Source organism: Marinilactibacillus piezotolerans (assembly GCF_900114235.1).
In the GTDB taxonomy this organism is placed as follows: domain Bacteria; phylum Bacillota; class Bacilli; order Lactobacillales; family Carnobacteriaceae_A; genus Marinilactibacillus; species Marinilactibacillus piezotolerans.
In genome coordinates this window covers 1-14,318 of sequence record NZ_FOSJ01000025.1, presented here as the reverse complement: position 1 = coordinate 14,318, position 14,318 = coordinate 1, and the positions used below count along the sequence as shown (strand labels likewise).

The following is a 14,318-nucleotide window of genomic DNA, read 5'->3' as shown; positions in this document are numbered from 1 at the left end:
AAAAAGACTACTATTATAAATTTTAGTGAAAACATTCACTTGTGCAGAATAAGACATATGGTTAGATAGTTTATACTATGAATGTTATAATTAGGACTGTTGGTAAGCCTTTTCAGATCATTTTCATAAAGGAGAGTGCACAAATGGCGAAGTATATTTTGTCAATAGATCAAGGAACCACAAGCACACGAGCAATTATTTTTAATGAAGAAGGAGAACCAAAGTGGAGTTCTCAGAAAGATATTGAACAGTACTTCCCGGAACCTGGTTGGGTGGAGCACGATGCTAATGAAATCTGGCTTAAAACTTTACAAGTTATTGCAAATGTCATGATTGAATCAGGGTTGGAACCTGAAGACCTTGATAGTATCGGAATCACTAATCAGCGTGAAACAACAGTGATCTGGGATAAGGAAACAGGTACACCTATCTATCACGCAGTTGTATGGCAATCTACACAAACTTCAGACATTGCTGATCAATTGAAAGCAGATGGACATAAAGATAATATTCATAAAAAAACTGGATTGATCATTGATTCATACTTTTCAGCTACAAAGATTAAGTGGATTTTTGATAAAGTTGAAGGTTCAAAAGAAAGAGCTGAAAATGGGGAGTTGCTTTTTGGAACAATCGATACGTGGCTATTATGGAAATTAACTGGTGGAAAAGTTCATGCTACTGATTATTCTAATGCGAGTCGTACAATGCTTTATAATATTTATGATTTAGAATGGGATAAAGACATATTAAAACTGTTAGATATTCCTGAAAAAATGTTGCCGGAAGTTTTACCTTCTTCTGGTATTTTTGGTGAAACAATGGATGCCGTTTTCCATGGAGTAAGCGTGCCGATAGCGGGGATTGCAGGAGATCAGCAAGCAGCGTTATTCGGACAAACAGCTTTTGATAAAGGTATGGTAAAAAACACTTACGGTACAGGTTCCTTTATCATTATGAACACTGGAAAAGAACCAATTCAATCTAAAAATGGTTTATTGACCACGTTGGCATATGGACTAAATGGTGAAGTCTATTATGCATTGGAAGGTTCCATTTTCGTAGCGGGTTCAGCTTTACAATGGTTAAGAGATGGAATGGATATGTTCAGAGAATCGCCAGAGTCTGAAGATCTTGCTTTAAAAGTAGATACTACAGATGGTGTATATGTTGTTCCGGCATTCACAGGATTGGGTGCGCCGTATTGGGACCAGGATGCTAGAGGTTCTGTATTCGGTTTGACTAGAGGAACGACCAAAAGTCATTTTGTTCGGGCTACACTTGAGTCTTTAGCTTATCGAACAAGAGATGTTGTTGATGCAATGAATCAAGACGCCGGTTTGAAAACTGAAACCATGCGAGTAGATGGCGGAGCAAGCATGAATGACTTTCTAATGCAGTTCCAGGCAGATATTTCAGATGTGAAAATTGAACGCTCCAAGGTTATGGAAACCACAGCCCTAGGTGCTGCCTATTTGGCTGGACTAGCTACTGGATTCTTTAAAGATCAAGAAGAAATTAAAGCTAAATGGGAAAAAGCAAGCTCATTTGAACCGAAAATGGGTGCAGAAAAAAGAGAAGATTTATATGCTGGATGGCAAGCAGCAGTAAAATCTACTCAGACATTTAAATTTAAACCCAAAAAAATCAATCAAGAAGATTAACCTATACAAAGAAAGGGCTGAGTGCAGTATGACTTTTTCGGCTCAAACGCGAAAAAAGAATATTGATGAATTAAAAAACACAAAACTAGATCTATTGATCATCGGCGGCGGGATTACCGGAGCAGGAATTGCATTACAAGCCGGTGCCAGAGATATTAAAGCCGGTATGATCGAAATGCAGGATTTCGCAGCCGGAACCTCTAGTCGCTCAACAAAACTAGTTCACGGAGGATTGAGATATTTAAAACAGTTTGATGTTGACCTTGTTGCTGATGTTGCTCAGGAGCGAGCAGTTATCGGGAAAAATGTTCCTCATGTTGTACAACCTAGTTATATGCTTATGCCTGTATATGATGAACCGGGAGCATCATTTAATAAATTTTCAGCAGAAGTAGTACTACATTTATATGATTATCTGGCAAAAGTAGATAATGAATGGGCACACTATATGATCGATAAAGACAAAGTAGAAGCAGAAGAACCTGATTTAAGAACGGAAGGATTATTGGGTGGCGGATTTTATCTTGACTATACAAATGATGATTCTAGGCTCACAACTGAAATTATCAAAAAAGCTCACGAGTTAGGCACTTTGATTACTAACTATGTAAAAGCTGTTGACTTTATCTATAATGATGAAGATAAAATTATTGGTGTCAAAGCTGAAGACACATTGACAGGGCAATTATTCGAAATTCATGCTTCTGTTGTTGTTAATGCAACTGGTCCGTGGTCAGATACTGTCCGTAAACAATTAAAAGGAAATACAAAGAAAAAATTATTTCCAACAAAGGGCGTCCACTTTGTAGTTGATCATAGTAAAATTCCAATTGATCGTACCATCTATACAGATACTGGTATGGATGATAATCGAATGATCTTTTTCATTCCTAGAAGTGGAAAAACATATTTTGGGACAACAGATACGCCTTTTGAAGGGGAATATGATGATCCGAATATTACTCAAGACGATATAGATTATCTGTTAAAAGCGGCGAATTATCGTTTTCCTAATGCACATATTACTTTGGATGATATTGAAGCAAGCTGGGCCGGACTTAGACCGTTGATCCAAGACGAGGATAACTCCGATCCATCAGGAATTTCTCGTGGTCATGATGTGTTTGTCTCTGAAGGCGGACTAGTTAGTGTTGCCGGTGGAAAACTGACAGATTACAGAAGAATGGCAAATGATACATTTAAAATGATTGATGAAGAACTAGCACAATTTGATAAATCTTTTGACCAGGTGGATACAGCTGATATCCGTTTATCAGGAGGGGACGTTCCTGAGCACCAGACATTCAGCGAATATGCTAATGAACAGACTGAAAAAGGGATGGCTATCGGACTTAAAGAAGATGAAGCTAGAGCCTTGGTTAACTGGTATGGTACAAATGTAGAAACAGTTTATAGCTTGAAAGATAAAATAACGGATAGTGAGCTGCCTTTAAAAGATGCCTTACAATTAGAGTATGCCATTGAGTTTGAAATGACATTGCTTCCGGAAGACTTTCTGGCTCGCCGCACAGAAACTTTATTGTTTGACACACCTCGTATAGAAAAATTAAAAATACCGTTAGTTGAACATTTTGCCAAACGTTTCAACTGGACAGATCAAGAAAAGAAAAAATGGTCAGATCAGGTCGATAAAAAAGTAGATGAAACTACATTAAGTCAGTTTAAATAGAATATATATAAGACTAGAGAGGAAAGACGGGTACTTCCATTTCTATCTTATTGTTATTCTAGGCATTCTTACAATAATATTCTAAAATCAATTCTTTAAACCATGAATCTATAGGAGGAAACTTCTACAGCAAGGAATAATCAGGATACTAGTAAAAAAATAGTAAGAGAGGGGAAAGGTAATTGGATACAACTTTATGGCAACAATTAATTGGAGAATTTTTTGGAACAATGATCCTTGTACTTTTAGGAGATGGAGTTGTAGCAGCAAATGTATTAAAGAAAACAAAGTCTGCTGATACAGGGTGGCTGCTGATTACGATTGGCTGGGGACTTGGAGTAACTATGGCTGTTTACGCGGTAGGTTGGTTATCTCCTGCTCACATTAATCCAGCTGTGACTTTAGGAATGGCGATTGCAGGAGAGATTGCATGGGCATCGGTAATTCCTTACATGATTGCACAAGTAGCAGGGGGTATAGTAGGAGCTACACTGGTATGGTTACACTATATGCCTCATTTTGCTGCGACAGATGATCAAGAAGCAATACTTGCCGTATTCTCTACGGGACCAGCTATTCGTCACAGTATATGGAATTTAGTTTCTGAAACTATTGCGACCACAGTATTAGTATATGGACTGCTGGCTTTTACACAAGGAGAGTTTACTGAAGGACTGAATCCGGTAGTTGTTGGGCTATTGATTGTTGCTATTGGTATTTCCTTAGGTGGAACAACTGGATATGCGATCAATCCTGCTCGTGACTTAGGTCCTCGTATTGCACACCAGATATTGCCGATTGCGAACAAAGGAACGTCTGACTGGGGTTATGCGTGGATTCCGATAGTCGGTCCATTTTTAGGTGCAATTGTGGGATCGTTACTATTTATGTTAATTAGCAGTTGAACTTAAGAATATAAACCGATCAAGGGCAATGAACCGTCTTCATTAAGGTTCATTGCTCTTTTTTATAGGAATAATCGAATTATAATAAATAAATAATGTATTTGAATATAATGTGTTATAAAATGGTGAGCATATAATTTGAACTATAAAAATCTAATACATGGAGTGAGGAATATGGAAAAAAAGAAAGTGAAATTAGGGTTAGTTCCTAAGCTGCTTCTAGCAATTATACTAGGTGTTATTGTGGGACAATTATCATTTATCCCCACAACTTTATTAAGAATACCTGTGACGTTTTCTAATTTATTCAGTAGTTTGTTATCATTTATCATACCTTTAATGATCATAGGTTTTATTGTAAAAGGAATTTCTGACTTGACGGAAGGGGCTGGGAAATTATTAGGCGCAGCAACTGTTATTTCTTATGCTTCCACTATTATAGGAGGGATTGTAGCCTATTTTGTTGCTTCAACGGTTTTTCCATTATTTATCACTTCCCAAATTAACACAGATGTACAAGAGGCAAGTACTGAATTAACAACGTTATTTGAAATCCCTCTAGAGCCGATGTTAGATGTGACAGCCGCAATTGCTTTTTCTTTTATCATGGGTATGAGTATCTCTTGGCTTAGAGCAAAGCACAAAAGTGATGCCCTATACAATGTTTTTAATGAATTTAACCTGATTATTGTGAAAGTGCTGAATACTGCAATTATTCCCTTGCTTCCTTTTTTTATATTTGGCAATTTTGTCAGCTTGAGTTATACAGGTCAAGTGTTTGATATTTTATCTGTATTCTGGAGAGTTTTCTTAATCATTATCGCGCTTCATCTAATATTGATTGTTTTATGGTTTACCTTTGCAGGTTTATATCGGAAGAAGAACCCGATTCAACTAATCAAAAACCAGATTCCAGGATATTTTACAGCAATTGGAACTCAATCATCTGCTGCGACAATTCCAATTAATATAGAATGTGCACAGAAAAATGGGGTTTCAAGAAAAATCCGGGAGTTTATGATTCCACTTTGTGCAACAATCCATTTATTGGGTAGCATGGTAACGATCATCTCATGCGTATATGCAGTACTATATCTATATGATATGCCAGTAAACTTTGGAATGATGGCAAGTTTTATTGGCACATTAGGTATTGCGATGGTTGCTGCTCCTGGTGCTCCTGGTGGGGCAATTATGTCTGCATTACCGTTCTTGACGATTGTAGGAATTGATCCGACAGGTACTTTAGGGAATTTACTGATAACGTTATATCTTACACAAGACAGTTTTGGAACTGCTGCAAATGTATCCTGTGACAATGCTATTACTCTAGTAGTAGAGAAAATATACTTTAAATATATTGCAAAAGAAGAAGCGTCTGAATCCCTCGGAAGAGTTCAAGAGATTACGGTTGAATAAGTGAGTAAAGCTGAGCTAAATTGTATTGAAGTTTTTGAGTAGAGCTATGAAGTGTACGAATAAGCACTCTTTTATGCTAAACTATACTAGAATAGTATTGAAGGAGTCGAAAGTTTTGAAAAATTGGCAGCATAAAGTACAGTATTATGAAACAGATCAGATGGGAATCGTTCATCATTCCAATTCCATTCGCTGGTTTGAAGAAGCTAGAACATGGATGATGGATGAGATGCAGTTCGGATACGAAAAAATGGAAGCTTTAAACATTCTGGTTCCTGTTCTGGAAGCTTCTGCAAAATATATCAGTATGGTGAAGTTCGGAGAAACAGTAGAAATCACTACTGGCATTAGCCAGTTTACAGGAGTGAAAATGGTGATAGAGTATGAGATAAGAGATGTAGAAACAGGAGAACTCAGAACGACGGGGCAGACAAAACATGCCTTTTTAGATAAAGAATCCTATAGACCCATTTCGTTAAAAAGAAACCATAAAGAGATTTATGATTTATTTAATGAAGTAATGAAAAAGTAAGTAAGCTATAAAAAAACAGCCACCCAGTTTAATGGGTGGCTGTTTTACATGGAATGAATTACTCTTTGATTTTCAGTTCATCCAGTTGGGTTATGATAGCTTCTTCACCAACATCTGCTTGGATAAGTGAAGCTGCTGTATACGCACTTTCGATAAAGGCTGTATCAAACAGTCTGACTTCTTTGTCTGAAGATTCCATGGCCATCTCAAGATTCATCTTGGCACTGCCAAGATCGTAAAATGCCCAAACTTTGTCTTCCTCAAATGAATCCATCGCTTCTTGGATACGTGCATAGTCTGTTCCAACTTCGCCATCCTCTGTTCCGCCGATTGCTTTGATGGTTACATCTTGTGCAACTTGATCCAACAAAGTTGATAATCCATTTGCAATATCATTGACGTGAGAAACGACCAACATTCCAACTTTTTTACCCATTTACAGCACCTGCTTCCAGTAGACTTTTGAATAGATAAGCACTTGATTGAGCGCCGGGATCAATATGACCAATTGAACGATCACCTAGATAAGAGGCACGACCTTTGGTTGCTTTCATATCTTTTGTTTTTTGTAAGCTATCTTCTATCACTTCATCTGTTAACTTATTTTCTTTCAAAGCTGCTACAACGGGAATCCACTCGTCTACCATTGTTTTTTCGCCAGCTTCAGCTTTACCGCGTTTTTGAATCCCGTCTAATCCAGCTTCTAACAAAGCTGCTAAATCATCTGATTCTTTTGCCTGCTTAGCCATTGAAATAAAGGCTGAACCATACAGAGGACCAGAAGCTCCGCCAACTTTACTGACCAAGGTCATTCCTACATCTTTGAAGAAGTCAGAAAGATTATCATAATCTGATTCAGAAACTTTCTCTTTTACTGCAGCAGCACCACGTGTAAGATTGCTTCCATGGTCACCATCACCAATATCAGAGTCTAATTGATTTAAGTGTTCTTTATTTTCTGTAACTTTTTCACCATATAATTCGATCCATTTTTTTAAACTTTCTATTTCAACCATTTAAGTTTTCCTTTCTGTTATTTAATTACCAGCCAATTACATCTACTGGTGCATTCAGATATTCAATCCATTTAGGGACTTCTACTTTCAGTAAAGTAACAGAAACACCGGCCATATCAATCGAAGTCATATAGTCTCCAACTTTTCTGAATGAAAGCTCAAGTCCTTCTTGTTCTGAGAGTAGTTTTTTTACATCATTCATAAATACAAACTGTCCCATTAGTGGCGTTGCGCCCATGCCGTTGACTAACACTGCATAAGAATCACCAGCAGACCAGTTGCATTCTTTTTTCAGTTGGTTAACGAGTTCAGCAGCTAAGTCTTTTGAAGGCTGTAACTTTTCTCTTCGATATCCAGGTTCACCGTGAATCCCGATACCGAATTCGATTTCATCTGCGGCCAATTCAAATCCAGGTTTACCGACTTCTGGGTTCGTTGCTGGTTTTAAAGCTAATCCAATTGAAGCAAGGTTAGCGACAACTTTATCAGCTAATTCTTTAAGCTCTTTCAAGGAATACCCTTCTTCAGCAGCAGCACCAAGTATTTTATGCACTAACACTGTTCCAGCTACACCACGTTTACCAGCAGTAAACGTGCTATCTTCTACAGCAATATCATCGTCAACTACGACTGATTCAACTTCAATATCTTCTAGCTCAGCTAAGTCTTTAGCCATGTCAAAGTTCAATACATCACCTGTATAATTCTTGATGACTAAGAAAACTCCTTCGCCTTCATCGGCAGCTTTGATTCCTTCTAGAACTTGATCAGGAGTTGGAGAGGTAAAGACTTGTCCTGCCACGGCAGAAGACAACATACCTTTTCCTACGAATCCAGCATGTGCTGGTTCATGTCCGCTACCGCCTCCGCTGACTAGTCCAACTTTTCCGTTTTTCTCATGTTTCCGATGGATCACTTTTGTTTCTGGAATCCGTTCTACAATTGAATCATAGGCAAAAGCCATTCCATCTAGCATTTCATCTACTATCTGGTCTGGGTTATTCATGATTTTTTTCATTGTCATTTGTACATCCTCCTTATTCATGATCACTTTCATTGTAACTCATTTTTAGTGTTAATTCTAATGATAAGGTATTATAAAAAAGAATTTGTTATACTAATAAATGAAAATGAGAATAATATTTATCTTATTATATATACAAATCTAATTTTTTTATTATTTAAAATACTAGAAAGGAGCATTTAATTGAAGACTCTCGTTATTATTTCTCACCCGAATATAAATGAATCAAGTAGTCAGCAGTTCTTGATTCAATCTTTTCCACAGTCAGAGAAGATTACTATGCATCACTTAGAAGGCACTTATCCTGATGGACAGATTGATGTAAAAAGAGAGCAGGCGCTGTTGAAAGAGTATGATCGTATCCTTTTTCAATTTCCGTTTTATTGGTATTCTTCTCCACCTTTACTCAAACATTGGTTTGATGAAGTGCTTGAAGAGCATTTTGCATTTGGATATCGAGGGAATAAACTACATGGAAAAGAATTTGGACTGATATTAGTAGTCGGTGTAGGAGAAAAAGAGTATCAGACTGGCGGTCAGGAAGGGTTCAGCATTAGTGAACTGACCAAACCTTACCAAGCAATTGCTAAAAAAATCGGAATGCAGTATTTAAAACCTCTGACGATCTTTCAATTTCCGTATATGAAAGAAGCGCAGAAAATGCAGTTGCTGATCAAATACCAGCAGTGGGTCATGATGGAAAAACCAGATTCTTTAAAAGCTAGAGAAGTATGGATAGTTAATCAACTGGAAGAAACCAGTCACGATACACTTGATGCAGATGAAAGTTCTTTTATATTAGATCAAGCAATTGAAATCATCGAAGATAATCGTATAGAACTAGATGAATTAAGAATGCATATCGATAACAACGATCAATAGAAGGTGGAATCGCATGGAAGACCAACAATGGTTAATCACTCAACTTGAAGAACTTTTAAAAAAAAGTCACGACTATAAACAAAAAGCATTGCTTCAAGCAACTATCAATCTCATCATAGAACAGGAAGAAAGAAAGGAACAGTTACAAGGAGAATTAGATGGTAGATTGTGGAATCCTGGAAATTGGGGAAGCTGAATTTTCGGTTTAAATAAACGAAATATAAAGAATGAAGTTAATTTAATCAGAAAATTCAGACTTTAGACCGTATTTTATCCCATACTCTTTTGTTATGATGAATTCATAAGATAAAGAAAGGAAAAAGAGATGAAAAAAATAGTTAGCTGTTTAATGCTTTTGATGGGGATAGGTTGGATTGTTGGAGGACAAACGGTCTATGCAGAGGATAATTCGATGTCATTGATTGAATATGATGTCAAATTATTAGAAAATGGAACTGGTATTATAACAGAACATAGAAAAATGAATATGACTGAAGGAACAGAGCTATACATTGAGATGAATAATTTACAAGGTTCAGAAGTGACTGATTTTTCTGTACAAGGATTTTCTTACAATCCTGACTGGAACTTAAATGACAGCCGTGAGGAAAAAGCTGGCGAATATGGAGTTTTAGAGTCAGATGAGGGAGTAGAATTAGTCTGGGGTATCGGTGAATATGGTGAAAGAGAATATGAACTAACTTACACGATTACTAATATGGTCCGTCAATTGGAAGATGGACAAGCTTTGAACTGGAACTTCAATACTTATGGTGAAATTGCTCCAGAAGCCATGTCGCTGACAATTAATGGTCCCTTTGCTTTTAACCAGGAAAATGTGGATATATGGGGATTCGGATATGAAGGAGTTGTGGAGTTAGAGAATGGGAGATTAACTTCTGCAGCTCAAGCACAGCTAGAACCGGATGGACGCTTAGTAATTTTAATGCAGTTTTCTGGTTCACCATTTAATACAACTGTACAAGACGATCAAACTTTACAAGAGCAACTTGCTGAATCACAAGATGGTGCAACTTATAATGGAGACGGAAAATTAAGTGGTTGGCTTCTGTCCTTGATTTTAGGAATTGTCATAGGAATTCCATCGCTTTTGGGAATCGTATTTTGGAGAATAGAAGTACGGAAAAAAGAAGCTGGTAAGATGCGTTCAGGTTATGCACTAAAAAAACGGAATAAAGGACAAACTTACGGGGATATCCCTTATACTGATGGAGATATATTTGATGTATCATATTTGCTTCAGCAGATTCAGCATGGAACATTTGAAGATTATTTCTTTGCCTATCTTTTAAAATGGTCAAAAGAAGAACGAATCAAGATCCATACCAAAGAAACGGATGGCTGGCTTGATAAAGAAGATACAGTGATAGAACTGCTGCAAAGACAAAACTACTCATTCAATAAGTTTGATAATGAGGCTATGACCTTTGAAGAGAAGGTCTGGAGCATTCTTGAAGAGGTAGCTGACTTGAGTGGGAAAGTATCGGAAAAAGATATGAAAAAATGGTCTAAAAAGCATGCAAAAGAATTAAGTGAATTAGCAACGAGTATGAAAGACGAATCCAAAGATATATTAGAAGCAAAAGGATATATCAGACAAGAAGCAACCACTTATCTGGGAATGAAGCTGCCATTTATTTCAGCTACGCGTGAAGGGGAGCGTTTGTTTGACCGAGTCGCTCAGTTTGAGAATCATTTAAATGATTTGAAATTAGACGAATCATTGTCTTACAAACAAACTTTACCGTGGGAAGAATTCATTATCTGGGCAACTTTATATGGAAAAGGATCAGATGTGGTAGAAAGCTTAGAAAAATTTTACCCGGAACAATGGAATGACTGGGTCGTTCAATATCCTTATTTTTACGGAGGCTATCATGGGTTGTACGGTTTCTCTCATAGTATGTCTTCCGGAATGGAAAGTGGTGGCTACAATGCAGCTACTGGTGCTGGAGGTTCAACATCCATTGGTGGTGGAGGCGGCGCTATCGGAGGCGGTGGCGGTGGAGCACGATAAGAAAAAATATGAATAACAATAGAAAAACAGATCATACACGGATATAAAATTTGTAAAGAATATAGATAAAAAGAAGTTTTAATTCAACATAAAATGTGTTGAGTTGAAGCTTCTTTTTTTTAAGTGGTATAATAGAAAAGTATAAAAACGAAGGTGGGGACTGAAGTGAATTATGAATGAGAATAAATACTTGGAATTACTTAAAGAAAAATTTGAGACGCCAGAAGCAATCTATACAGAGCTGATTAATCTTGAAGCGATACAGAATCTTCCTAAGGGAACAGAACTGTATTTATCTGATGTTCATGGTGCGGATAGGGCATTTGATCATATTCTAAGAACAGGAGCAGGAAATTTACGAGAAAAAATCAACAACTTTTTTGGTGAGGAATGGTCCACGGAAGAAATGGATTGGTTCAATCTCTTCATCAGTTATCCTACTGAGGCAATGAAAAATAGTTACCACTCCCAACCAAAAGATAAAGAGTGGTCTATGCAGATGATCAGGAACCTGATTGACTTCATGCAATTCTGTGCAGTTAAATACACACGATCTAAATTGAGAAAAGCGTTGCCCAAAGAATATATTTATGTGATTGAAGAATTATTGTATACAGACCTTTCACAAAATGAAAAAGATTTATATTATAAAAACATTTTGCACCGTCTAATCAGTTTGGGACAAGCTGAAGAATTCATGATCAAACTTTGTCAGGTAATCCAACGCTTAGTCATTGATCATTTACATCTTGTTGGAGACATATTTGATCGTGCAAGCGGAGAGAAAGTTGTAATGGAAAAATTGATGGCCCATCATTCTGTTGATATCCAATGGGGGAATCATGACTTACTATGGATGGGGGCGATGTATGGTTCTAAAGCGAATCTAATTACAATGCTGCGAATTGCAGCAAGATATGGCTATTTATTTGAACTGGAAAAGACATATGGATTAAATTTACGACCACTATTTTTATTTGCGGAAGAGCGATATGGTATTCATCCGAATTTTGAACCGAAAGTTGTAGAACCAACGAATACCTTTCAGGAAGAAAGTGAAGAGCTACTGACTAAAGTCCATCAAGCTTTAGCAGTTATCCAGTTTAAGTTAGAAGGTCAGATTATTAAGCGACGACCTGATTTTGATATGGATGAGCGTTTACTTTTAGATAAAATTAATTTTGATGAAGAAACTATAGAAATCGATAACAAGCAATTTCAATTAAATGGTTTTCCCGTACAGCAATTTTACAAAGAGGATCCATATAAACTCTGTCCGGAAGAAGAACATGTTGTAAATACACTGCTGGAAAGTTTTCAACAATCTGAAAAATTAGTGCGATATATTGACTTTCTATTAAAAAAAGGCAGTATGTATTTAGTTTACAACGGGCAATTACTTTATCATGGATGTATACCATTAACAGAACAGGGAGAATTAGACTCTTTCAGTTTTGAAGGCGAACAGCTAAAAGGCAGAAAAATGCTTGATAAATTTGAAGAATATATTAGAAATGCTGCTTCATCCAAGCAGGAAACAGAAGATTATGCTACAGATCTTCTATGGTATTCCTGGACTGGGAAAAAGTCTCCTCTTTTTGGCAGAGATCGTATGACGACGTTTGAAAGATATTACATTGAAGACGATGAAATTTCTCAAGAAAATCGGAACCCATACTTTAAGCTAAGAGACAATGAAGAGATTATGCTGAATATTTTGAAAGAGTTTGATTTGGAATATGAGGATGCAAAAGTTATCAATGGACATACTCCAGTTAAAGCCAAAAAAGGAGAATTACCCGTTAAAGCTAATGGTCGTTTGATTGTTATCGATGGAGGAATGAGTGCTGCTTACCAGAAGTCTACAGGAATAGCAGGTTATTCTTTAATCAATAATTCATATGGATTCCAGATCGTAACTCATCAACCATTTGAATCCATTGATGCATTATTTGAAAAACAAAGAGATGAAACAAGCTTAAAGCAGATTATTGATGGAAAATTAGATAGAAAACTGATTAAAGATACAACGATTGGAGAGAGTCTGCAAGAACAGATTGATGATTTACAAGCTTTGCTTCATTATTTAAAAAGGAAGAAATGAAATTGGACTGTTTTTTAGGTAGTTTAATAGCCCAATTTTTATTGAGTCACGTTAACTAGTAAGGTATACTGTAATTTGAGAAAACGCTAACTATTAGGAGGCAATCATGACTAAGAAACAAACGATTTTGTCAGGTTTGAAAGAAAATTATTTATTCGCCGTAATCAGAGGGAACTCTGCTTCAGAAGCAACAGAGATATCGGAAGCTGTTTACAAGGGTGGAATAAAAAATATCGAAGTAACTTTTACAACACCGCAAGCGGATGAATCGATCAAAGATCTTTCTAGAAAGTATGCTGATACTGATATGGTAGTAGGCGCAGGAACAGTAATGGATGATGTAACAGCTCGAATTGCGATTATTGCAGGAGCTGAATTTATCGTAAGTCCAAATTTTATTCCTGAAATTTCTAAAGTTTGTAATACCTATGCAGTACCTTATCTTCCAGGATGTGGCACAGTTACAGAAATCACCAGTGCAATGGCAACCGGTGTGGAAGTGGTTAAAGTATTCCCGGGAGGAATTTTAGGGCCGTCCTTCATCAAAAATGTTCACGGACCAATTCCGCATGTTGAAATGATGCCTTCAGGTGGCGTAAGTTTAGAAAATATGCATGAATGGGTTGATAATGGTGCATGGGCTGTGGGAATCGGGAGTGCACTGACTAAAAACCTGGCCGCTGATGGACTGAATAGTGTGACGGAAATCTCTAAACAATTTGTAGATAAATATAAAGAGTTACATTAAGCATTATGGTGTTAAGTCAAGAGAATAGATTAAAATGACAACCTAATTTCATAAAAAAGGGTGCACTGAACTAAACCGCCACGCATTCGAAAATACGTTCGGTTTATGTCTTCGGATAGTCGTCCTTAAGAAATAGTTTCTCTTAAGACTCCATCGCCTCCGATCTTGCGATATAGAGTTGGTGATCGCTTAGGAGTGCAAACACCAGACGCACTAATTTTCGTGCAGTTAAGACGAGGGCTCGTTTGTGTTGTGTTTTCGGTACTTCTTTATATTTTTTCTGGTAATAGGCTTCA

General features: G+C 36.9%; 13 protein-coding genes and 1 pseudogene. 10 read left to right on the top strand and 4 right to left on the bottom strand.

The window, feature by feature from the left end:
• Positions 1-143 precede the first annotated feature (143 nt).
• The 5 genes from glpK (at position 144) to BM212_RS07275 (ending at position 6,210) form a co-directional block, all read left to right on the top strand.
• Positions 144-1,664 carry a glycerol kinase GlpK gene (gene glpK, locus BM212_RS07295; RefSeq protein WP_091897709.1) on the top strand — a complete coding sequence of 507 codons (1,521 nt, stop codon included), beginning with the start codon at positions 144-146 and terminating at the stop codon, positions 1,662-1,664.
• Positions 1,665-1,692: 28 nt separating this feature from the next.
• Complete coding sequence (locus BM212_RS07290) at positions 1,693-3,354, top strand: FAD-dependent oxidoreductase (protein ID WP_091897706.1); 1,662 nt, start codon at positions 1,693-1,695, stop codon at positions 3,352-3,354.
• A gap of 182 nt (positions 3,355-3,536) precedes the next feature.
• Positions 3,537-4,259, top strand: a complete 723-nt coding sequence (locus tag BM212_RS07285; protein WP_072693316.1) for an MIP/aquaporin family protein — start codon at positions 3,537-3,539, stop codon at positions 4,257-4,259.
• Between the two features lie 174 nt (positions 4,260-4,433).
• Positions 4,434-5,678, top strand: a complete 1,245-nt coding sequence (locus tag BM212_RS07280) for a dicarboxylate/amino acid:cation symporter (RefSeq protein ID WP_091897703.1) — start codon at positions 4,434-4,436, stop codon at positions 5,676-5,678.
• A 115-nt stretch (positions 5,679-5,793) separates the two neighbouring features.
• The gene (locus tag BM212_RS07275; RefSeq protein ID WP_245750950.1) at positions 5,794-6,210 is read left to right on the top strand and encodes an acyl-CoA thioesterase; all 417 of its coding nucleotides are present in this window, start codon (positions 5,794-5,796) and stop codon (positions 6,208-6,210) included.
• 58 nt (positions 6,211-6,268) lie between these two features.
• Here the strand turns inward: BM212_RS07275 and dhaM are convergent, their stop codons facing one another.
• Genes dhaM through dhaK form a run of 3 tightly spaced genes read right to left on the bottom strand, consistent with a single transcriptional unit; the run spans position 6,269 to position 8,244 of the window.
• Positions 6,269-6,646 (bottom strand): dihydroxyacetone kinase phosphoryl donor subunit DhaM, encoded by a 378-nt coding sequence (gene dhaM, locus BM212_RS07270; RefSeq protein ID WP_091897697.1) that lies wholly within the window; start codon positions 6,644-6,646, stop codon positions 6,269-6,271.
• The gene (gene dhaL, locus BM212_RS07265; RefSeq protein WP_091897693.1) at positions 6,639-7,226 is read right to left on the bottom strand and encodes a dihydroxyacetone kinase subunit DhaL; all 588 of its coding nucleotides are present in this window, start codon (positions 7,224-7,226) and stop codon (positions 6,639-6,641) included. The genes dhaM and dhaL overlap by 8 nt, the downstream gene beginning before the upstream one ends.
• A gap of 25 nt (positions 7,227-7,251) precedes the next feature.
• Positions 7,252-8,244: a dihydroxyacetone kinase subunit DhaK gene (gene dhaK, locus BM212_RS07260; RefSeq protein ID WP_091897751.1), complete on the bottom strand. Its 993-nt coding sequence runs from the start codon at positions 8,242-8,244 to the stop codon at positions 7,252-7,254.
• Positions 8,245-8,433: 189 nt separating this feature from the next.
• Here dhaK and BM212_RS07255 point away from each other — a divergent pair, with 189 nt between their 5' ends.
• From BM212_RS07255 to BM212_RS07235, 5 genes are all read left to right on the top strand, one after another.
• The gene (locus BM212_RS07255) at positions 8,434-9,132 is read left to right on the top strand and encodes an NAD(P)H-dependent oxidoreductase (RefSeq protein WP_072693312.1); all 699 of its coding nucleotides are present in this window, start codon (positions 8,434-8,436) and stop codon (positions 9,130-9,132) included.
• Between the two features lie 13 nt (positions 9,133-9,145).
• Entirely contained in the window at positions 9,146-9,328 is a 183-nt protein-coding gene (locus tag BM212_RS07250) for a hypothetical protein (RefSeq protein WP_091897690.1), read from the top strand.
• A 129-nt stretch (positions 9,329-9,457) separates the two neighbouring features.
• Positions 9,458-11,170 carry a DUF2207 domain-containing protein gene (locus BM212_RS12590; protein WP_091897687.1) on the top strand — a complete coding sequence of 571 codons (1,713 nt, stop codon included), beginning with the start codon at positions 9,458-9,460 and terminating at the stop codon, positions 11,168-11,170.
• A gap of 172 nt (positions 11,171-11,342) precedes the next feature.
• Entirely contained in the window at positions 11,343-13,274 is a 1,932-nt protein-coding gene (locus BM212_RS07240) for a fructose-1,6-bisphosphatase (RefSeq protein ID WP_072693310.1), read from the top strand.
• A 106-nt stretch (positions 13,275-13,380) separates the two neighbouring features.
• Positions 13,381-14,022, top strand: coding sequence for a bifunctional 2-keto-4-hydroxyglutarate aldolase/2-keto-3-deoxy-6-phosphogluconate aldolase (locus BM212_RS07235; RefSeq protein ID WP_091897684.1), 642 nt, complete (start codon positions 13,381-13,383; stop codon positions 14,020-14,022).
• Positions 14,023-14,164: 142 nt separating this feature from the next.
• Here the strand turns inward: BM212_RS07235 and BM212_RS12435 are convergent.
• Positions 14,165-14,318: pseudogene (locus tag BM212_RS12435) on the bottom strand (IS110 family transposase); the annotation flags it as partial.